General features: G+C 54.4%; 25 protein-coding genes and 1 tRNA gene. 20 read left to right on the top strand and 6 right to left on the bottom strand.

The genetic code is table 11. From position 1 onward, the window contains the following. Positions 1-3 precede the first annotated feature (3 nt). Positions 4-1,146 (bottom strand): DNA polymerase III subunit beta, encoded by a 1,143-nt coding sequence (gene dnaN / locus ACSEXW_RS05965; RefSeq protein WP_438445191.1) that lies wholly within the window; start codon positions 1,144-1,146, stop codon positions 4-6. A 233-nt stretch (positions 1,147-1,379) separates the two neighbouring features. Further along, positions 1,380-2,732 (bottom strand): chromosomal replication initiator protein DnaA, encoded by a 1,353-nt coding sequence (dnaA, locus tag ACSEXW_RS05960; RefSeq protein ID WP_438445190.1) that lies wholly within the window; start codon positions 2,730-2,732, stop codon positions 1,380-1,382. A 464-nt stretch (positions 2,733-3,196) separates the two neighbouring features. On the opposite strand from dnaA, the gene rpmH reads away from it, so the two are divergent. The 12 genes from rpmH to ACSEXW_RS05900 all read left to right on the top strand — a co-directional run bounded on the left by rpmH (position 3,197) and on the right by ACSEXW_RS05900 (position 14,049). After that, positions 3,197-3,331: a 50S ribosomal protein L34 gene (rpmH, locus tag ACSEXW_RS05955; RefSeq protein ID WP_438445189.1), complete on the top strand. Its 135-nt coding sequence runs from the start codon at positions 3,197-3,199 to the stop codon at positions 3,329-3,331. An 85-nt stretch (positions 3,332-3,416) separates the two neighbouring features. Then, positions 3,417-3,773: a ribonuclease P protein component gene (rnpA, locus tag ACSEXW_RS05950; RefSeq protein ID WP_438445188.1), complete on the top strand. Its 357-nt coding sequence runs from the start codon at positions 3,417-3,419 to the stop codon at positions 3,771-3,773. A 177-nt stretch (positions 3,774-3,950) separates the two neighbouring features. After that, on the top strand, positions 3,951-4,679 hold the full coding sequence (yidC, locus tag ACSEXW_RS05945) for a membrane protein insertase YidC (RefSeq protein WP_438445187.1): 729 nt from the start codon (positions 3,951-3,953) through the stop codon (positions 4,677-4,679). Between the two features lie 12 nt (positions 4,680-4,691). Beyond that, positions 4,692-5,312, top strand: a complete 621-nt coding sequence (jag, locus tag ACSEXW_RS05940) for an RNA-binding cell elongation regulator Jag/EloR (RefSeq protein ID WP_438445186.1) — start codon at positions 4,692-4,694, stop codon at positions 5,310-5,312. A gap of 87 nt (positions 5,313-5,399) precedes the next feature. Then, positions 5,400-6,776: a tRNA uridine-5-carboxymethylaminomethyl(34) synthesis GTPase MnmE gene (mnmE, locus tag ACSEXW_RS05935; protein WP_438445185.1), complete on the top strand. Its 1,377-nt coding sequence runs from the start codon at positions 5,400-5,402 to the stop codon at positions 6,774-6,776. Positions 6,777-6,801: 25 nt separating this feature from the next. After that, complete coding sequence (gene mnmG, locus ACSEXW_RS05930; protein ID WP_438445184.1) at positions 6,802-8,694, top strand: tRNA uridine-5-carboxymethylaminomethyl(34) synthesis enzyme MnmG; 1,893 nt, start codon at positions 6,802-6,804, stop codon at positions 8,692-8,694. 2 nt (positions 8,695-8,696) lie between these two features. After that, positions 8,697-9,419, top strand: coding sequence for a 16S rRNA (guanine(527)-N(7))-methyltransferase RsmG (gene rsmG, locus ACSEXW_RS05925; protein WP_438445208.1), 723 nt, complete (start codon positions 8,697-8,699; stop codon positions 9,417-9,419). 161 nt (positions 9,420-9,580) lie between these two features. After that, positions 9,581-10,396, top strand: coding sequence for a nucleoid occlusion protein (gene noc / locus ACSEXW_RS05920; protein WP_438445183.1), 816 nt, complete (start codon positions 9,581-9,583; stop codon positions 10,394-10,396). Positions 10,397-10,660: 264 nt separating this feature from the next. Further along, entirely contained in the window at positions 10,661-11,422 is a 762-nt protein-coding gene (locus ACSEXW_RS05915; RefSeq protein ID WP_438445182.1) for a ParA family protein, read from the top strand. Beyond that, positions 11,415-12,272 carry a ParB/RepB/Spo0J family partition protein gene (locus ACSEXW_RS05910; protein ID WP_438445181.1) on the top strand — a complete coding sequence of 286 codons (858 nt, stop codon included), beginning with the start codon at positions 11,415-11,417 and terminating at the stop codon, positions 12,270-12,272. Before ACSEXW_RS05915 ends, ACSEXW_RS05910 begins: the two co-directional genes overlap by 8 nt. A gap of 106 nt (positions 12,273-12,378) precedes the next feature. Further along, positions 12,379-13,527 (top strand): aminotransferase class V-fold PLP-dependent enzyme, encoded by a 1,149-nt coding sequence (locus ACSEXW_RS05905; RefSeq protein ID WP_438445180.1) that lies wholly within the window; start codon positions 12,379-12,381, stop codon positions 13,525-13,527. 39 nt (positions 13,528-13,566) lie between these two features. Then, a complete protein-coding gene (locus ACSEXW_RS05900) occupies positions 13,567-14,049 on the top strand; it encodes a DUF4446 family protein (protein WP_438445179.1) in 483 nt (160 codons plus the stop codon). Here the strand turns inward: ACSEXW_RS05900 and yyaC are convergent. Beyond that, positions 14,018-14,659 (bottom strand): spore protease YyaC, encoded by a 642-nt coding sequence (yyaC, locus tag ACSEXW_RS05895; protein WP_438445178.1) that lies wholly within the window; start codon positions 14,657-14,659, stop codon positions 14,018-14,020. The two genes, ACSEXW_RS05900 and yyaC, sit on opposite strands and share 32 nt — an antisense overlap. A gap of 95 nt (positions 14,660-14,754) precedes the next feature. Between yyaC and ACSEXW_RS05890 the strand changes: the two genes are divergently transcribed. From ACSEXW_RS05890 to ACSEXW_RS05875, 4 genes are all read left to right on the top strand, one after another. Further along, positions 14,755-15,036: a putative Se/S carrier protein gene (locus tag ACSEXW_RS05890; RefSeq protein ID WP_438445177.1), complete on the top strand. Its 282-nt coding sequence runs from the start codon at positions 14,755-14,757 to the stop codon at positions 15,034-15,036. Continuing rightward, on the top strand, positions 15,029-15,925 hold the full coding sequence (locus tag ACSEXW_RS05885) for a mechanosensitive ion channel family protein (protein ID WP_438445176.1): 897 nt from the start codon (positions 15,029-15,031) through the stop codon (positions 15,923-15,925). Before ACSEXW_RS05890 ends, ACSEXW_RS05885 begins: the two co-directional genes overlap by 8 nt. Positions 15,926-15,928: 3 nt before the next feature. Continuing rightward, positions 15,929-16,156, top strand: a complete 228-nt coding sequence (locus tag ACSEXW_RS05880) for a DUF951 domain-containing protein (protein ID WP_438445175.1) — start codon at positions 15,929-15,931, stop codon at positions 16,154-16,156. Positions 16,157-16,273: 117 nt separating this feature from the next. Further along, positions 16,274-16,362: transfer RNA gene (locus ACSEXW_RS05875), tRNA-Ser, on the top strand. 110 nt (positions 16,363-16,472) lie between these two features. Here ACSEXW_RS05875 and ACSEXW_RS05870 read toward each other — a convergent pair. Continuing rightward, the gene (locus tag ACSEXW_RS05870; protein WP_438445174.1) at positions 16,473-16,667 is read right to left on the bottom strand and encodes a YjzC family protein; all 195 of its coding nucleotides are present in this window, start codon (positions 16,665-16,667) and stop codon (positions 16,473-16,475) included. A gap of 244 nt (positions 16,668-16,911) precedes the next feature. On the opposite strand from ACSEXW_RS05870, the gene rpsF reads away from it, so the two are divergent. The 3 genes from rpsF to rpsR are packed head-to-tail and all read left to right on the top strand — an operon-like array spanning position 16,912 to position 18,083. Then, complete coding sequence (gene rpsF / locus ACSEXW_RS05865) at positions 16,912-17,202, top strand: 30S ribosomal protein S6 (protein ID WP_438445173.1); 291 nt, start codon at positions 16,912-16,914, stop codon at positions 17,200-17,202. A 36-nt stretch (positions 17,203-17,238) separates the two neighbouring features. Further along, a complete protein-coding gene (gene ssb, locus ACSEXW_RS05860) occupies positions 17,239-17,775 on the top strand; it encodes a single-stranded DNA-binding protein (RefSeq protein ID WP_438445172.1) in 537 nt (178 codons plus the stop codon). A gap of 20 nt (positions 17,776-17,795) precedes the next feature. Continuing rightward, positions 17,796-18,083 carry a 30S ribosomal protein S18 gene (rpsR, locus tag ACSEXW_RS05855; protein WP_438445171.1) on the top strand — a complete coding sequence of 96 codons (288 nt, stop codon included), beginning with the start codon at positions 17,796-17,798 and terminating at the stop codon, positions 18,081-18,083. 214 nt (positions 18,084-18,297) lie between these two features. Here rpsR and ACSEXW_RS05850 read toward each other — a convergent pair whose 3' ends face one another. Next, complete coding sequence (locus tag ACSEXW_RS05850; protein ID WP_438445170.1) at positions 18,298-18,498, bottom strand: hypothetical protein; 201 nt, start codon at positions 18,496-18,498, stop codon at positions 18,298-18,300. A 116-nt stretch (positions 18,499-18,614) separates the two neighbouring features. On the opposite strand from ACSEXW_RS05850, the gene ACSEXW_RS05845 reads away from it, so the two are divergent. Beyond that, on the top strand, positions 18,615-19,307 hold the full coding sequence (locus tag ACSEXW_RS05845; RefSeq protein WP_438445169.1) for a DUF421 domain-containing protein: 693 nt from the start codon (positions 18,615-18,617) through the stop codon (positions 19,305-19,307). A gap of 24 nt (positions 19,308-19,331) precedes the next feature. On the opposite strand, the gene ACSEXW_RS05840 is transcribed toward ACSEXW_RS05845, so the two are convergent. Next, positions 19,332-20,120, bottom strand: a complete 789-nt coding sequence (locus tag ACSEXW_RS05840) for an ABC transporter permease (protein WP_438445168.1) — start codon at positions 20,118-20,120, stop codon at positions 19,332-19,334. Between the last annotated feature and the right edge of the window lies 1 nt (position 20,121).

Raw genomic sequence — 20,121 nt, 5'->3', positions numbered from 1 at the left:
TCCTTAGTTGGTCGTGCGGTACGGAAGAATCAGCTGCAGGATGGAGGTGCCTTCCTCCGGTTGAATGATGATGGGGCTCATGGCGCCGGTGAAGCCGATCCGGATGTACTCGCTGTCGATGACCTTCAGGGCATCCAGCATATATTTGGAATTGAACGAAATCTTGAGCAGCTCGCCTGTCAGGCTCTTGACCACCAGCATCTCGGTCACCTTGCCCAAATCGGAGGAACTGGAGCTGATCTCCACGGAGGATTCGTCGATCATGATCATCTTCACGATGTTCGTCTTCTCCTCACGGGACAGCAGGTAAGCACGGTCGATGGCGTCCACCAGCTCCTTGGTGTTGATGACCATCTCGGTCTGGAAGGAACGGGGGATCAGCTTAGTCGTATCCGGATACGTGCCATCCAGGATGCGGGAATAGAACAGGATCCGGTCCATCTTGAAGAGGACCTGATTGTCGGACACGACGATATCCACAAGGGAGTTGCCGTCGGGAAGGATTTTGGAGAGCTCGTTCAAGGTCTTGCCGGAGATGACGATATTGTTGAACTGGCGCGCCTCATCCGCTTCCATGATGGTCTCCCGCTGAGCCAGACGGTGGCGGTCACAGCCGACCAGCTTCAGGGTCTGTCCGTTCATCACCCAGAGAACACCGGTCAGAATGGGAGTCGCTTCGTTGGCCGATACGGCAAAAGCCGTCTGCTTGATCATGGTCTTCAAGAGATCGCTGGCCAGAGATACGGTCTTACGCTCTTCCACTTCAGGCAGAAGCGGATATTCCTCGGGATCCAAGCCGACCATCTGAATCTCCGAGGAGCCGGAACGAATAATGGTCTGGAACAGATTGGTCACTTCGATCTCGATCTGATCGGAAGGCAGCTTACGGATGATCTCCGACAGAAACTTAGCCGGCAGCACGACGCTGCCTCTCTGCTCGAGACGGATGATGATCTTCTGGTTATGCTCCGTCGGAATAAACGATTGAATGGAGATGTCCGTATCGCTTGCTGTCAGAGTGACACCGTTGGGAGCCGCATCGATCTTGATCCCGCTCAGGATGGGCAGGGTGGTTCTGCTGGAGATGGCCTTGGATACATGCTGAATGGCTTCGTTGAAATAGTCCTTCGCTACCGTCAGTTTCATAATGTCACTCCTGTGGTTCTAAAATGGCTTCCCGATTCATAAGCTTCATGTATCTGAAACGCTGAACGTCGGCATCGTAAAAAGCAGACAGGCGTCATTTGCATACCGAATCATTATTATATCTTTAAATTCGTATAAGTAGTAGGGGGCCTGAATATGTGGATATGTGGACGAAAGCCCGAAAAGAAAAGCCTATCCACATGTGAGTAGTTTGTGTATAGGCATGTTGGTTATTAACCGGGATTTTTAATTTTTTCGGTAAGATTGCGAATGATCTTGGACAGCTCCTGGTCGGTCTTCAGCGACGAGGAGATCTTGTCATGGGCATGGATGACGGTCGTATGATCCCGGCCTCCGAAGGCTTCGCCGATCTTGGGCAGGGAATGGTCGGTCAGCTCCCGGGAGAGGTACATGGCTACCTGGCGCGGGAAGGCAACGGCCTTGGTGCGCTTGCGGGCCTTGAATTCCTCCACCTTGAGACCGTAGAATTCGCCGACCCGCTGCTGGATATCGTGGATCGTGATGACCTTCGGCCGGCTGCTGGGGATGATGTCCTTCAGGGCCTCGGCCGCCAGATGCACCGATACATCCTCGTTGATGAGAGACGAATAGGCGACGACCCGTATGAGAGCGCCTTCCAATTCCCGGATATTCGTATCGATCTGGTTCGCAATATAGACCATGGCTTCGTTGGGAATGTCCAGGTTCTCCGCCTTGGCCTTCTTGCGGAGAATCGCAATCCGCGTCTCCAGATCCGGCGGCTGGATATCGGTGATCAAGCCCCATTCGAAGCGGGAACGCAGGCGGTCCTCCAGCGTCGGAATTTCCTTCGGCGGTCGGTCGGAGGAGATGATGATCTGCTTGCGCTCTTCATGAAGGGCGTTGAAGGTATGGAAAAACTCCTCCTGGGTCTGCTCCTTGCCGGCCAGGAATTGAATGTCGTCGATGAGCAGCACGTCGATGTTCCGGTACTTGTTGCGGAAGCTCTCGCCGCGGTTGTCCCGGATGGCGTTGATGAACTCGTTCGTGAACTTCTCGGAAGAGATGTAGAGGACGCGGGCGCTCTGGTTGTGCTCGAGGACATAATGCCCGATGGCGTGCATCAAGTGGGTCTTGCCCAAGCCGACTCCTCCATAGAGGAAGAGGGGGTTGTAGGCCTTGGCCGGCGCTTCGGCGACGGCCAGCGACGCCGCATGGGCGAACCGGTTGCCGGAGCCGATAACGAAGGTATCGAATGTATATTTGGGATTCAGCGAGAACGAATCCTCATGCAGGGCAGCGGCGGGCTTCGCCGGCGGGGCCGAGGGAGCGGGAACAGCTGCTGCGGGTGGAGGCATATCGTCAATCGTGAACTGAACTTGGACGTGCCTGCCCAACGTCTCTGCTACGGTGGAGCTGATCATCTTGGCATAACGGGATTCCAGCCACTCTTTGGCAAAATTGTTCGGTGCGCAAATTAAAAGCGACGTATCGCTGAACACCGTGGCTTTGGTGGATTTCAACCAGGTGTCGAAGCTGGGTTTGCTCACCTTTGTCTGAATGACGGACAGTACCTGCTGCCATAATTCGTTGGCATGGCTCTCCACAAGTCGTTCACTCCTTAGAAAAATCGCAAGCTGACGGCAGCAAACCGGCGGTGCGTGTCATATCAAAGAACATCCTGTCGGATTATCCCCAAAGTTAAGAAAATTCATAGACGGATTATCCCCGTGACTATGAATTTGTTCACATTGTTATCCACAAGCTGTGTATAAAGTTGTGGGAAACTCGGTCTATCCACAACCGAAAACAATACTAATATATCAAATCACACTAGGCTTTTCAACGAAAAGATACGGATTATCCACAAGTTCAATCTGTTGTGCGAAAAAATTATCCACCATACTACATATTGTTTATAATTTGTTTACAAAACGACAGGATGTGAAGATTTACTCCTCCCTCTGTACACAGGTATGATTTTCAAATGCTCTGAGGTTGACTTTCCTCTTTAGAAGTGATTTAATATTGAAAGGTATTTTGGGATGTTTTCCTGTAGGAGGTGCAATAGATGAAACCGTCGTTCAAACCGAACGTGAGCAAGCGCAAAAAGGTACACGGCTTCCGCAAGCGGATGGCCAGCAAGAACGGCCGCAAGGTCCTCGCCGCTCGCCGTCAAAAGGGCAGAAAAGTATTGTCCGCTTAAGAATAAAGACCACGATGAGTGGTCTTTTTTGTGTTTACATAGGGAATAATGGTTCATTAAGTATACGGAGACGGGGCGTTGATTCGTGCAGAAGGAGAACCGGCTGACCCGGCGCGAGGATTTCAACAAGGTGTACCGCCATGGTAAGTCCTCCGCCAACCATCAATTTGTGGTCTATATCATGCCTCAGTCCGCCGCTGTTCCGGGGGAGAGCTTCCGCCTGGGCGTCTCGGTGAGCAAGAAGGTGGGCAATGCGGTGGTGCGCAACCGGATTCGGCGCCTGGTGAAGGAGATCGTCCGGCATAACGGGGAGAAGATCGCGCCCAGGACCGACATGATCCTGATCGCGAGGAAACCCGCTGCCGAGATGGAGTATGCCGAGATGGAGAAGAGCGTGCTCCACGTGCTGAAGCGGGCCGGCATTCTGGGGAAAAAGGGGTAGGCGCGGAGCGATTTTGTCCCAGGCCGTACAGGCTGTGGATACCGTTTTCCTTCATGGATAAGTTATGATATATTTATGTAGATACGAATGCCCATAACCTTGCACTTCCGTCATGTTATGGACCATTGAACATAACGAAGTCCGGATGATTTTCCGATAGCCTAAGGAGGAACTGTGTTGACGCGTCTTATGAAGAAATTATGGCCCCTGGGGCTGATGATGCTTGTCTTGACCGCATGCGGCAGACCTAACGATCTGACCGGGGAGCGAGTGGGCATTTGGACGAAGTATTTTGTAGGCCCCTTGTCCGATACGCTGGATTGGTTCGCCAACCTTCTGTGGGGCGAATACGGATTATCCATTCTTGTGGTTACGATCATCATCCGCTTAATCATCCTCCCGCTGACGCTGCGTCAGTACAAGAGCTCGAAGGCCATGCAGGAGCTGCAACCGGAGCTTAACAAGATCAAGCAGAAGTTCAAGGACGATGCCAAGAAGCAGCAGGAAGAGACCATGAAGCTGTTCCAGAAGCATGGGGTCAACCCGCTGGCCGGCTGTCTACCGATCTTCGTGCAGATGCCGATCCTGATCGCCTTGTATAATGCGATTATGTACAATCCGTTCATTCATGAGCACACCTTCTTGTGGCTGCAGTTGTCCGAGAGAGATAAGTGGCTGATCCTGCCGATACTTGCTTCGATCACTACGTTCGTCCAGCAGAAGGTCATGATGGCCTATCAGCCGAACAACGCGAATCCTTCGATGAAAATGCTGCTGTATGTTTTCCCAGTCATGATCTTCGCCATGTCCTATAGCTTTGCTTCTGCGCTTCCGCTCTACTGGGTGTACAGCAACATCTTCACCATCGTACAGACCTATTTCATTTATCGTCCATCCAAAAAGTAGAGGTGGAAGCAGATGACGAAGACGCTTATCGTCACGGGAAAAACGGTTGAAGAGGCGGTCAAGCAGGGACTGGGCCAGTGGAAGGTTCCCGAGAACCGCGTCAAGGTGCAGGTATTGGAGCAGGCAGCCAAGGGCTTGTTCGGCCTGTTCGGTTCGAAGGACGCCAAGGTGCAGCTGGAGCTGATTCCGGATGCGGTGGAGGAAGCCATCCGCTTCCTTCAGGACGTATTCCAGACTATGGGCGTAAAGGCCGACATCGAGCGCGTCGAAGACAAGGACGGCATTCTCCTGAATCTGACCGGCGAGGAGCTCGGCATTCTGATCGGACGCCGGGGACAGACCCTCGATTCTCTGCAATATCTGGTGAATATCGTCGCCAACCGGTATTCCGACAAGCATTTGCGCATGATATTGGATGCGGAGCACTTCAGGGAACGCCGGAAGAAGACGCTGGAGGATCTGGCCGGCCGGCTGGCCGGGCGCGTGATCCGGACCCGCAAGGACGTGGTGCTGGAGCCGATGTCTCCGGCGGACCGGAAGATCATCCACTCCCAGCTGCAGGACCATCCGACCGTTCGAACCTACAGCAAGGGCGATGAGCCGAACCGTAGAGTGGTCATATCCTTACGTTAACGTTAACCGCGCAATGACTTCAGCGAAGGACGAAGTCATTGCGTTTTTTGTAGAATGGACAGACCGAATGAAGGAGCTACAGCCGACATGATAACAGATACCATCGCGGCGATCTCCACTCCGATGGGGGAGGGAGGAATCGCCGTCATTCGCATAAGCGGGGACCAGGCCGTACAGGTGGCGGACCAGGTCTTCCGCTCCAAATCCAAGCTGGCGGAGGTGCCGACCCACACGGTCCACTATGGCATGATCACCGATCCGGAGACGAAGGAGCGGGTGGAGGAGGCTCTGGTGACCGTGATGAGGGCACCGAGATCTTTTACCATGGAGGATGTGGTGGAGGTCAGCTGCCATGGAGGCATGGTATCCGTCCGCAAGGTGCTGGAGCTGATCCTGAACGCAGGTGCGCGCCTGGCGGAGCCGGGGGAGTTCACGAAGCGGGCGTTCCTGAACGGCCGGATCGATCTGGCCCAAGCGGAGGCTGTCATCGATCTGATCCGGTCCAAGTCGGACCGGGCGTTCAAGGTGGCACTGAAGCAGGTGGAGGGGACGCTGTCCAAGCGGGTCAAGACGCTGCGGCATAAGCTGGTGGAGCTGATGGCCCACATCGAGGTGAACATCGATTATCCCGAGCATGACGTGGAGGAGCTGACCAGCTCCCATATCCAGACGCATACGCGGGAGGCGATCACGGAGATCGAGGGTCTCCTGCGTTCGGCCCAGCAGGGGAAGATTCTGCGGGAGGGGATCGTGACCGCCATCATCGGCCGGCCCAACGTAGGCAAATCCAGCCTGCTGAATGCCCTCGCCCAGGAGAACAAGGCCATCGTTACGGATATTCCGGGAACGACCCGGGATGTGATCGAGGAATTCGTCACCGTCAACGGCATTCCTCTGAAGCTGCTGGATACGGCAGGGATCCGGGAGACGGCTGATGTGGTGGAGCAGATCGGGGTGTCCCGGTCCCGGGGAGCGCTGGAGGATGCCGATATGGTGCTCCTAGTGCTGAATGCGGCGGAGGAGCTGCATGAGGATGACCGGAAGCTTCTCGAGCTGGTGAAGGACAAGCAGACGCTGCTGGTGGTGAACAAGACGGACCTGCCCATGAAGCTGGAGCTGGAGGAGATCCGCCGGAGCATTCCGGAGGAGCGGACCGTTCTGCTCTCCGTACAGGAGCAGGTGGGCTTGGACCAGCTGGAGAAGGCGATCTCGTCCCTGTTCTTCGCCGGAGAGGTGGAGTCCGGTGATATGACCTATGTGAGCAACGTCCGGCATATTCATCTGTTGAAGAAGGCAGGCGGCTCCTTGGCCGAGGCTCTAACCGCGGCGGAAGCGATGGTGCCGATCGATATGATCCAGATCGATATCCGCAACGCCTGGGAGGACCTCGGGGAAATAATCGGGGACTCGGTCGGGGAATCGTTGATCGATCAAATTTTCTCCCAGTTCTGTTTGGGGAAGTAATATACAGTAGGGGGTATCTGCACAAATGAGTTATCTGGCTGGCGATTATGAGGTCATAGTGGTCGGAGCAGGCCATGCTGGCTGTGAAGCGGCCCTGGCTGCGGCTCGTATGGGCTGCAGGACCTTGCTTCTGACGATCAATCTGGATATGGTGGCCTTCATGCCCTGCAACCCATCCATCGGCGGTCCGGCCAAGGGCCATGTGGTCCGCGAGATCGATGCTTTGGGCGGGGAAATGGGCCGCAATATTGACAAAACCTATATTCAGCTCCGGATGCTGAACACAGGGAAGGGACCTGCCGTCCACGCCCTGCGGGCTCAGGCGGATAAGTTCCTGTACCAGCATACGATGAAGGAAACCATCGAGAAGACTCCGAACCTGACCCTCCGCCAAGGCATGGTAGAGGAGCTGGTGATGGAGGATGGCGTCTGCCGGGGCGTGGTGACGAAGACCGGCGCGACCTACCGGGCGCAAGCAGTCGTAGTGACCACAGGGACCTATCTCCGGGGCAGGGTCATCATTGGAGAGCTGATGTATGAGAGCGGTCCGAACAACCAACAGCCTTCTGTCCGGCTGTCCGCCTGCTTGAAGGAGCTGGGCTTGAAGCTGGTCCGGTTCAAAACCGGTACGCCCCCCCGAGTACATGGGGATACCATCGATTTCTCCAAAACCGAGATTCAGCCGGGCGATGTGAAGCCGAAATTTTTCTCCTTCGAAACGACGGAGGAGGTTCCGAACCAGCTTCCGTGCTGGCTGACCTACACCTCCGAGGACACCCATAAGATCATCAACGACAACCTGCACCGGGCCCCGATGTTCTCGGGAGCCATTGAAGGAACGGGGCCGAGATACTGCCCGTCCATAGAGGATAAGATCGTCCGGTTCGCGGATAAGCCGAAGCATCAGATCTTCCTGGAGCCGGAGGGACGCAACACGTCCGAGTACTACGTACAGGGGCTGTCCACCAGTATGCCGGAGGAGGTGCAGCTCTCCATTCTGCGCTCGATTCCCGGCTTGGAGAAGGTGCAGATGATGCGGACCGGCTATGCCATCGAGTATGATGCGGTGGAGCCCACCCAGCTGTGGCCCTCGCTGGAGACGAAGGTGGTGCCGGGCTTGTTCACGGCCGGTCAGATCAACGGGACCTCCGGCTATGAGGAAGCGGCGGGACAAGGCATTATGGCCGGGATCAATGCCGCGCGCAAGGTGCAGGGGAAGGAGCCGGTTGTGCTGGATCGTTCGGCGGCTTATATCGGCGTGATGATCGACGACCTGGTGACGAAGGGGACGAATGATCCCTATCGACTCTTGACCTCCCGTGCGGAGTATCGTCTGCTGCTGCGCAACGACAACGCGGACCAGCGTCTGACTCCCATCGGCTATGAGATCGGGCTGATCCCCGAGGAACGGTACAAGCGCTTCGAGACCAAGATGGAGCAGATCCGCGAGGAGCTGGAGCGTCTGAAGAACACCAAGGTCCGTCCGGAGGAGCACGTGCAGGAGATTCTGCGGGAGGCGGGAACGGTAACGCTGAACAATTCCGTCGACCTCTTGTCCCTGCTGCGCCGTCCGGAAATTACAATGGATCATCTCGATCGAATTTCCCCAGCCCCGGCTGAAGTGTCCGAGGACGTGAAGGAGCAGGTGGAGATCCAGGTGAAGTATGCAGGCTATATCGAGAAGCAGCTCCAGCAGGTCGACCGTCTGCAAAAGATGGAGAAGAAGCGGATCCCGGAGGATATCGACTACGATACCGTTCATGGTTTGGCCAATGAGGCCAAGCAGAAGCTGGGGCAGATCCGTCCGATCTCCATCGGCCAGGCTTCCCGGATCTCCGGGGTGACACCGGCGGATATCTCCATTCTGTTGGTCTACCTGGAGCATTATAATAAAGTAACGGCGGCGAAACTATCATGATCGTGGATGCGGTGCAAGAGCAATTCGTAAGCATGCTGCAGGAGAAAGGGCTGACCCTGACGGAGCGGCAGCTGGAGCAGTTCGAGAGCTACTATAGGGAATTGGTCGAATGGAACGAGAAGATGAACCTGACAGCCATTACGGACCGGGAGCAGGTGTACCTGAAGCACTTCTATGATTCTCTTACGCTATCCTTCCATGTGGCTCTCCAAGATGTGGAGACTATGGCTGATATCGGCGCAGGCGCAGGATTTCCTTCCCTTCCGAATAAGATCGCTTACCCGCATCTTAAGCTGACCATTGTCGATTCGTTAAACAAACGAATCCACTTTTTGCAGCATCTGGTAGCCGTATTGGGATTGGATCAGGTATCCTGTATCCATGCTCGGGCGGAGGAGGCGGGGAGGGATTCTAAGCTGCGGGACCGGTTCGATCTGACCAGCGCCCGGGCTGTGGCCCGGTTGAATGTGCTGAATGAGCTCTGCCTTCCCTTCGTCAAGCAGGGCGGTGCCTTCGCCGCGATGAAGGGGGCGCAATCCGCCGAAGAGGTGGAGGAAGCCAAAGCTTCTATTAAGCTATTAAATGCCAAGCTGGAGAAGGTAGCTACCTTCGAGCTTCCGGTGGAGCAAGCCGAGCGGAATATTGTGGTGCTCCGTAAGACGGGCGGGACTCCGGCCAAATACCCCCGCAAGCCAGGGACACCTTCCAAGGATCCGATTCGATAATTAACATAACTTCTCTGCCATCCAGCTCTTGTTTCACGTGGAACAATATTGCTTTAGTTGGATCAGGCTGAAGCAGGATTTTGGCTGATGGCAGAGAATATATAAGTTATGGTAGATAACCTCTCCAGTATCCGATAACGAAGTTGGGTGAATGAAAGCCTATGAAGGAGCAATTATCCAAGCTTTTCGGCCTCACGGAAAAAGTATCAACCGACGAAGTGAAACAACTTCCACTCGAAAATATTGTTCCAAGCCCTTTCCAGCCAAGGACGGTATTCGATGAAGAGCGAATTGATGAGCTCCTCCAGACAATCAAGACCCACGGGGTAATTCAGCCTATCGTGGTTCGCGTCCGGGACGGCATCTTCGAGATCATCGCCGGTGAGCGGCGGTTCCGAGCCGTTAAGAAGCTGGGATGGGAGACCATTCCCGCCATCATCCGCGAATTCAACGATTCCCAAGCCGCGTCCATAGCGTTGATCGAGAATCTGCAGCGTGAAGGACTCACGGCCATTGAAGAGGCTATGGCGTATCAGCAGCTGATCGAGCTGCATCAATTGACTCAAGAGAGCCTGGCTCAGCGGTTGGGCAAGAGCCAATCTACGATCGCCAACAAAATTCGGCTCCTGCATCTGTGTGACCCCGTCAAGCAGGCGCTGCTTGAACGCAAGATTACCGAGCGTCATGCCCGGGCTCTGCTGTCTCTGGATTCGGAGGAGCTGCAGGTAAAGGTCCTGGAGGATATCATCTCCAAGGAATTGAATGTGAAGCAGACAGAGGCTCGTGTCGAGTTCTACAAGGAATCCGCTAAGATTAAGAAATCGAAACGAGTCTTCTTCGGGAAGAATGTCCGGCTGGCGCTGAACACGATCCGACAATCGGTGAACATGGTCGCGGACACCGGCATGCAGATCAAGACCGATGAGAAGGACTATGAGGATCACTACGAGATCATCATCCGTATTCCCAAGCACTAATATCGAATACGATTCATATAAGGAAGCCCCTCCACAGGGGCTTTTTGTCTCTTATTCAGAATGATTTGGTGCCGCAGCTGAATAATGCTTAAGCTATTGGTTGGATTGTGTTATACTAAAAGTCGATAGTCTTAATAAGAGTTTTCTATTGTCAATCACCAGCCGCCACTTCACCGAGATCAGTGCGATGAAGTGGATTTTTTTCTCGTCTTCTGGACGATGGATCATGGTTCCTGCATTTTATTGATTTTGAGGTGAATGGTGTTGTCCAAGATTATTGCGGTCACCAATCAGAAGGGCGGAGTCGGTAAGACGACGACCTCTGTCAATCTTGGTGCTTCCCTCGCAACATTAGGGAAACGCGTACTACTAGTCGATATCGATCCGCAAGGGAATACGACCAGCGGGATAGGCATTAACAAAGCCGACGTCAGCAACTGCATCTACGATGTGATTATTAACGATGTCCATCCCAAGGATGCCATGGTGGATACGAAGATCCCCAACTTGAAAATCATCCCGGCAACCATTCAATTGGCCGGTGCGGAAATCGAACTGGTTCCCACCATCTCCAGGGAGGTGCGGTTAAAGAAATCGCTGCATCTCGTCAAGCACATGTTCGATTACATCCTGATTGATTGTCCGCCGTCACTGGGCATTCTGACCATCAATTCCTTGACTGCCGCGGATTCCGTCATCATCCCGATCCAATGTGAGTACTATGCGCTGGAGGGACTGAGCCAGCTGTTGAACACGGTACGTCTGGTTCAGAAGCATCTGAATACGACGCTCCAGATAGAGGGCGTTCTATTGACGATGTTCGACGCACGGACCAATCTGGGAATCCAGGTGATCGAGGAAGTGAAGAAATACTTCCAGCAGAAGGTCTACCAGACGATCATCCCCCGCAATGTAAGATTAAGTGAAGCGCCCAGCCATGGGCAGTCCATTATCACCTACGATCCGAGATCCAAGGGAGCCGAAGTTTATTTGGAGCTTGCGAAGGAAGTGATCCAATATGAGTAAACGTTTGGGTAGGGGTCTGGATGCGCTTATTCCTTCCCTGAATATCAGCGAAGATGATAAGGTCATTGAGATTCCTCTTGCGCAGCTGCGGGCGAATCCTTATCAGCCCCGCAAAACTTTTCACGAAGAAAGCATCCAGGAGCTTGCCGCATCGATCAAGGAGCATGGCGTCATCCAGCCGATCATCGTCCGGAGTGTATTGAAGGGCTATGAGATTATTGCAGGCGAACGCCGTTTCCGTGCTTCACAGGCATGTGGCCTAGCATCCATCCCCGCTGTTGTCCGCAAATTCTCGGACCAGCAGGTTATGGAGATTGCGCTGATCGAGAATGTACAGAGGGAAGACTTGAATGCGCTGGAGCAAGCCATCGCCTATCAAGCGCTAATCGATCAGTTTCAGCTGACCCAAGAAGAGCTGTCTGCTAAGGTAGGCAAGAGCAGATCGCACATTGCCAACTTCCTTCGTCTCTTGCAGCTTCCCGAGGAGATCAAGCAATATGTTTCACGTGGAACAATTTCCATGGGTCATGCCCGCGCAATCGTCGGGGTGAAGGACGACAAGAAGAAGAAGGAACTCGCCCAGATTACCATAGAGAAGCAATGGAGCGTCCGGGAGTTGGAGGAAGCGATACAGAAGCTGGATGAGCCGAAGGAAAAGGAAAACTCGAAGCAGAAGGTTCGCAAGAAAGATCCGTATATGGAGGAAGTGGAGGAAAACCTTCGCAGCATCTTCCGGACTACGGTTAAGATCAAGGCCCAGCCCCAGCACAAGGGGAAGATCGAGTTCGCCTATTATTCCAAGGATGATCTGGAACGGATACTGGAGCTTCTACAAGGCAGAATAAGCTAATAGACACATTATGGGGAAGCATATCGGAGAAGGGCCGGACACGGCATTTCCGGTATGCTTTCCTTAATCTATCTACTAGAGTCGGGTCGAGCAGGAGGGGAAGAGGATGGTGAAATATTTTGATCACGCCGCATCGTCATGGCCGAAGCCGCCAGAGGTGATCGAGGCGATGGCAAAATGCGTGAGCGAATATGCGGCCAATCCCGGTAGGGGCGGGCACCAGATGGCCGTACAGGCCAGCAGGGTTCTATTCCAGACGCGCGTGCAGTTGGCCAAGCTGTTCGGCGTTCGGAACGCCAATGACATCGTGTATGCGTCGAACACGACGGAGGCCTTGAATCTGGCGATCAAGGGTTATGTGAAGCCGGGCATGCACGTTATCAGCACGGGTGTGGAGCACAACTCCGTACGGCGTCCGTTGGAATATATGGTCCGCAAGCACGGCGCGGAGGTCACCTATTTGAAGCCGGACCGAAAAGGGTACATAACCGCCCAGGCTGTTAAAGAGGCTGTAAAGGCGAATACAGGATTGGTGGCGGTCAGCCATAGCTCCAACCTCCTGGGTACGATCCAACCGCTGGAGGAGATCGCCCAGGTGTGCAGGGACAAGGGACTGAAGCTGCTCGTAGACGCCGCTCAGACCGCAGGAATCCTCCCTATCCGGGCCGAGACCATGGGGATCCATATGCTAGCGTTTCCGGGGCACAAGGGGCTTCTGGGGCCGCAGGGGACGGGAGGGTTGTACCTGCATCCGGACGTAGAACTGGAGCCGCTCCTGCATGGAGGAACGGGCAGCCAATCGGAGGCGATCGACCAGCCTGATGTGCGTCCCGACCGGTATGAATCGGGAACCCAGAATACACCCGGAATAGCCGGGTTGGGGGAAGGGGTAAAATTCATACTCCGGACCGGTGTCGAGGCCATCCACGCCAAGGAGTTTCAATTGACCCAACAGCTGATGGAAGGGCTCATGGGAATTGGAGGAGTGGAGGTGCTTGGCCCGGATTTGGGTGAAGATAAGACGGGGATTGTCTCCTTCCGAATCCCGGGTGTGGATGCTTCCGAGGTGGCTTTTATACTGGATCAGACATTCGAGATTGCCGTGCGGTCAGGATATCATTGTACGCCTCTGGCGCATGAAACGGCAGGAACCGCCGAGACGGGAGCCGTACGGGCAAGCGTAGGATGGTACACGACGGAGAGTGAAGTGCAGGATCTGATCGCGGCGGTAACGGAAATCAAAAAACACCTGTAGACGAGAGAGCAGGTACACAACAGGGCATGGTGATGGGGAATGGAATCGTATGTAGACGTATTCCTTGCAGGCCTGACAGGGGCCGTAGTATTGCTGATGGTGCTGGTGATCGTGCTGATGGTGAAGATCAGCGGGATGAACAAGCGGTACCGGAAGATCATCGGGAACTCGCAGGTGGAGCAGGTGGATGATCTGTTGATCGATCTGCAGGAGGGCCGAATGAAGCTTGAAGGCGCGGTAAAAGAGCAAGCGGACGCCATAGACGGCATCCGCAGGGTGATGAAGAAGATGAAGGCTCATGTGGCCGTGTCACGGTACAATGCCTTCAATAAACAAGGAAGCGATCTAAGCTTCTCGGTGGCAATTCTGGATGATGAACAGGACGGCGTCGTGCTGACAGGTATTCACAGCAGAGAGGAATCATACATCTACGCCAAACCGGTGGAGAAGGGCGGATCCAACTACGCTCTGTCGCCGGAGGAGAAAGAGGTCATAGCTCAAACTGCGGCTGCCAAGCGGTAGCCGGTTCCTGCTTGGGTGCCATATAGGCCATCCGCTTGGTCTGGAGAAGAGAGATGTAGATGCCCTTGGCGATGATATCCGCCATATTCATGACGAGGGATAATCGGGTATTCTGAAGCACGAAGTACTCCATGAAGCCTCCGACATTCACCACTCCGGTGAGATGGATGTCACCGACACTGGGCAATTCCTTCTTCACACCGGCTCCCGGCTTCAGGGGGCCGTTTCCAATTTGGACGCAGCCTACACTGCTGACCTGACCGAGGCAGGCATCGATGCCGACGATATAGGGATTGTAGTAGGTCTCATGAATCTGCTTGATGGTTTCCTCCAGGTTCATGGCGTGAACCGGCTGATCCAAGGTGCCGTAAACACGGATATCGGAAATGTTGTATTTCATAAGCCGGCTACCTATAATAGGTCCAAGGGAATCGCCTGTTGAACGGTCCGTGCCGATACATACGAAGACAAGCTCCTGATAAGAGGGAATCTGGCGGAAGATAGCGGTAAGATAGTTGGCAATGGCCGAAGCGCAATGCGGCTCGGTATGCTGTATTTTGAAGGATGACGGCTTGTCGGATGTAGAGCGCGGATCCGTAAACAGTTTCATGGAATTCCCCCTGTTTCAACTTTTTACTAGTATACGAACGCCGCACTCTATTTATACATGAATGAGAGAAAAAAGAGGGAGGGAGGAGCAGAGGGATGTCCGGCATGATGCTCATAGCGTTCGATTCCACTCAGCAGGCACTTCGCGCAGAGATGCTGCTCGAGTACGGAGAGATCGAGATTGACACCCGACCTACCCCCAAGGAAATTACGGCGGGCTGCGCTCTATCCATTGAGTTTCCGGCTGACCAACTGGAGAAGGTGCAATGGATTATCAGGGAGGAACGTGTGGAGGTAAAGGGGATTTATTTCAAAAGCGGGGATAAATATGTTACCATCGATGAAACGGTGACAGGGAGAGGAGAAACCCATGAATGACAGTAAGGAAGGGCTGCTGTCGGAACCGGCTTGGAGCCTGATGACCAGTATCAAGGATTATGTGTGGGATGCATCAAGGTGGGCGGACTTCTCATGGACCTTGATTAAGATCATCCTAGTAATCGCTATTGGTAGAATCATTATGAAAGTGGCTCAGCGGATGCTGAACCATATGATGATCGAGCGGGAGCGATCCCCCTTAAAGTTCGATCAAAGACGCACCAAGACCATTGGCAAGCTGCTGAACAACATTGTGACCTATACGGTTAATTTCATTGTCATACTCATGGTGCTGAGCCAAATGCACATTAACCTGGCACCGGTATTGGCCGGGGCGGGAGTAATCGGATTGGCCATCGGCTTCGGGGCCCAGAGCTTGGTGAAGGATGTTATAACCGGCTTCTTCATCATCTTCGAGGATCAGTTCGGAGTAGGGGATGTAATCCAAACCGGTACATTCAAAGGAACGGTGGAGGAGATTGGCCTCCGGGTAACCCGGGTCCGCAGCTGGACGGGGGAGGTTCATATCATCCCAAACGGTTCGATCCAGCAGGTGACCAACTTCTCCGTCTATAATTCCACGGCGGTTGTGGATCTGCCGATCGCTTATGAGGAAGATGTGGAGCGTACGATAGAGGTATTGAAGCGCACGATCGAGGAGAGCTATACGGAATGGGATAACGTGACGAAGATGCCCGAGGTATTGGGGATTCAGACGCTGGGGGCTTCGGATGTGGTGATCCGGGTTACGGCGGAGTGTAAGCCCAATACCCATGCTGGCGTGGAGCGGGAGCTGAAGAAGCGGTTCAAGACGGCTCTGGAGGAGAATCAGATCGAGATTCCCTATCCGAAGATGGTTAGCATCGTAAAGAATACAAAGGCGGAATGAGACATGGAGAGGAAGCAATTCGAACTGGGTGACGTGGTTCAGATGAAGAAATCGCACCCGTGCGGAACCAACGAGATGGAGATCATCCGCATGGGCATGGACATTCGGGTGAAATGCCTGGGCTGCCAGCACAGTGTGCTGATCCCCCGGGCAAAGTTCGAGAGCAAGCTGAAGAAGGTGCTGCGTTCGGCACCGAAAAAAGAGGGAGAGGGCCAGGGACAAGGAGAGTAACGAGCCGGATTCCATGGCCGATTGGCGGAGTAAGAAAAGGGAAAAATTGCGGTTGCACAACGGGTTTGTCCTATGGTACAATACGTTTTGTCCCGCTTTTTTGGGGGCGGCACATACGGAGAGGTACCCAAGAGGCCCAAGGGGGCTGACTCGAAATCAGCTAGGCGGGCAACCGTGCGTGGGTTCGAATCCCACCCTCTCCGCCATACATAACCATTCAGCACCTCCAGTGGGAGGTGCTTTCTTATTGTAAGATGTTCTAACCATATGTATGGCATGAACTCCCGTTAGGGAGCTCATGGGTTATCGGATCGGCCTACCGCTGCTTGCGCCGCTGCAGAACCCAGGCCCGGTCTTCATTGCTGTTCTCCGGGAATTTCTCACCCTTATTCAGATAAACGTGTGCCGGATGCTCGATTGCGCTGTGAACGGCCGCATTCTCACCGACCTCTCGGTACTCGCCGTCGTTAGGAGCTTTTTGCCCTGCGTGGAATCGGGTAACCTCGCCCATGATCATCACCTCCCATGACGTTATTATGGTCTTCGGGAGCCCGGCTGATGAAGAGGAGGGGGAGGCAATTTCAGGTGGTACGGGCCATACGATTGGACTTGAGTTCTCTGTCTGATTTTGATATAGTATTATGGTGCGAGTTTTGATGAGCCTTGGTATCATCGTTACTCCTTGCTCTTCCGGCATGTGAGACATGCCTATACACCCATGGGAGAGCCGCATAGTCCATAAGGAGGTGAAACACATGCGCAAATACGAAGTGATGTACATCCTTCGTTCGGAGCTGGAACAGGAAGCTGTTCAGTCCGCAGTGGAGAAGTTTGCAAACATCATCACATCCAACGGTGGCGAAGTCACCAAGAGTGATGTAATGGGCAAGCGCCGTCTGGCGTATGAGATCAACAAGATGCGTGACGGGATTTACGTCCTGGTTCACTTCAACGCCGAGCCGGCTGTTGTTGCAGAACTCGACCGCGTCATGAAGATCTCTGATGAGGTAATCCGTTTCCTCATCGTTAACGACGTCGTTGCTTAATTGCAGAGCTGTGGATGATGTTTGGGAGGGATTCGTGTGTTAAACCGTGTTATCTTGATCGGTCGCTTAACCCGGGATCCGGAGCTTCGTTATACCCCCACAGGCGTGGCGGTAACGCAGTTCACGCTGGCCGTGGACCGTCCTTTCTCCAACAACCAGAATGAGCGGGAAGCCGATTTTATTCCGGTGGTCACCTGGCGCCAATTAGCCGAGACTTGTGCGAATTATCTTCGCAAGGGACGTCTGGCGGCAGTGGAAGGACGCATTCAGGTGCGGAACTACGAGAACAACGAAGGCAAGAAGGTCTATGTCACCGAAGTTATTGCGGACAACGTGCGGTTCCTTGAATCGGCGAACCGCGGCGGCGAAGGTGGCGGCGGTGAGTTCCAAGGCGGCGGAGGCAACAGCGGCGGTGGTGGAGGCGGCAACCGTAACAGCGGAGGCGGCGGAAACTATGGCGGCGGTGGCGGAAGCAGCTACGGCGGCGGCAATCGGGGCGGCAGCAACAATGCGGATCCGTTCTCGGACGACGGAAAACCGATTGACATTTCCGATGATGATTTGCCATTCTAACACGAAAGGACTGAAACCAGATGGCTTTCCAAAAGAGAGACAACGCCGGTGGCGAAGACCGTGGCGAGCGTAAATTCTCCCGCGGCGGCAAAGGACGCAACAAGCGTCGTAAAGTCTGCTATTTCACTGTGAACAAGATCACTCACATTGACTATAAAGACATCGAAACCCTTCGCAAGTTCATCAGCGAGCGCGGCAAGATCCTGCCCCGCCGTGTGACCGGTACTTCCGCGAAGTACCAACGCGCTTTGACCACTGCGATCAAGCGTGCCCGTACCGTAGCTCTGCTGCCGTACACCACCGAATAGTACACCAAGAAGACAAGTCCAGCCGGGCTTGTCTTTTTATTTGGCCCACACGTTGTACACATGGGGATAATGCTAAGCCTACGGCACAAGGTGAGGGCAAGGGCGAGCTTATCCACTTGTGGATAGCGGGACGGAGCCGATAGGTCAAAAAAACGGGTGTTCCACGTGAAAACGTTGGGGCACCCGTTTTGTTATGTCCGGCGAAGCAGGAGCTTCACCGATCAGAGGGCCGCTCCGGTGCATTCCGGGCGCGTTCCTGCTCCAGCAGCCGTTCCAGCCGGTCGAACTTCCGGTTGTAATGCCGGTAGGTGAAATAGCCCGTTACGGCCTTGCCCGCAAAGAACAATCCGGCGGCGATCGTAATTAGGAGATAATCGTGGGAAAGCTTATCCAGCCATTCATTGAGTTGATCCATGATTCCGTCACGCTCCTACCGGTTACTCTCCTCCAAGGACCAAGCGAATATTCATGGGGTTCAGGATGACCCTTATCCAGAGGGGGCAAACTGGGAAAGAAGGGGCGGATCGGAATATGAACCTGACATGGGATACTCTGCTGAGGGTGGCGGTTGCGTTTACCGCGCTCTTAATCTGGTCGAGAATTATCGGGAAGAAGCTGATCTCCCATATGACCTTCTTTGATTTTGTGGCGGGGGTCACCTTCGGAGCCATCGGCGGCAATTTGATATTCAATCACTCTGTACCCTTATGGATCGGGGTTATGGGGCTGTCCTTTTTCTCCTTGCTGGCACTGCTCTCCGATTATATCTCCTTGTACAGCTGGAGAGGGAGGAAGCTATTCGAGGGCAAGCCCATCCTGGTCATCCTCGAGGGCCGGATCCTTCCCAAGTCCCTTCGACAGACCCGGTTGACGGTGAACGACCTCTTGATGCTCCTGCGCAAGAAGGATGTGTTCCGGCTGGATGAGATCCAGAGCGCATACTTCGAGACGGACGGTTCTGTGTCTGTGCTGAAGAAGGGGGAAGTACTCCCGGTTACCTGCAAGGATCTGCAGCTGCATGCCGCGGAGAGCGGGATGACGCAGGCCTGCATTACCGACAGCCACATTCTGGATGAGAATCTGAAGGCGGCAGGGAAGGACCGGCAGTGGCTGATGAAGGAGCTCGATGACCAAGAGGTCCGGCTGGAGGACGTGCTGCTGGCCCAACTGACCCCGGAGGGGGAGCTTTACCTGAGTCTAAAAGAAAAGGAATCGAACCTTTAACGGGACGATTCCTTCGCTTGATAATCAAGATCCGGTGGACCGATAGTGCCGGACGCCAAAGCGCCAAATAAGGAGGCACGGGACCAGGAAGGCGATGCCCCAGAGGGGGGCCAGGAGATAAGGCAAGCTGGAGATGCCCGGATCGGTTCGGCCCAGTACATAGAGCAGCGGGTAGTAGTTGGCACAGCCGAACGGAACGATGAAGGTGAAGAAGCGGGCGAAGGCCTTCTGATAGATCTGGATCGGGTACTGGGCCAGCTCTCTTCCGCCGTCGGTGAAGATATTGGCCACCTCCAGGCCTTGAACGGTCCAAAAGCATAGGGTGGCGGCCAGAATGTACAACCCGGTGAAGATGCACGTGCCGCTGGCGATCATCAGGAACAAGGTCAGGACCCGGAGGAACGTCCAATCCAGAGGCAGGGACCAGAGCGCCCAGACGAAGACGATCCCTCCCTGCAGCAGCCGCCCTACCCGGTTGAACTCGAACTTGTAGCCGATGACCTGTAAGGCCGTGGTGCGGGGGCGGACCAGGAGGCGGTCGAACTCTCCGTTGACGACCAGACTCGAGAAGGAGTCGAAGCCCCTGGCGAAGCAGACGCTGACGGCGAAGGCCATATTGATGATGGCGTAGCTGAGCGCCACCTCCGCGAAGGTCCATCCCCGAATCTGCCCGAACCGGTCGAAGAGGAACACCAGTCCGGCGAAGACGAAGAAGGGGATGAAGAATTGCCCGAAGGCGAGCAGCCAGAAGGAGGCGCGGTATTGCATCTGGGACTTGAAGCCGATGCGTATGTAGTGAAGATACAGTTTCATC

Source organism: Oryzibacillus soli, from assembly GCF_051594765.1.
Taxonomy (GTDB): Bacteria; Bacillota; Bacilli; order Paenibacillales; family NBRC-103111; genus Paenibacillus_AR.
The sequence above is the reverse complement of the archived record's forward strand: the minus strand, read 5'-3'. Positions and strand labels throughout refer to the sequence as shown.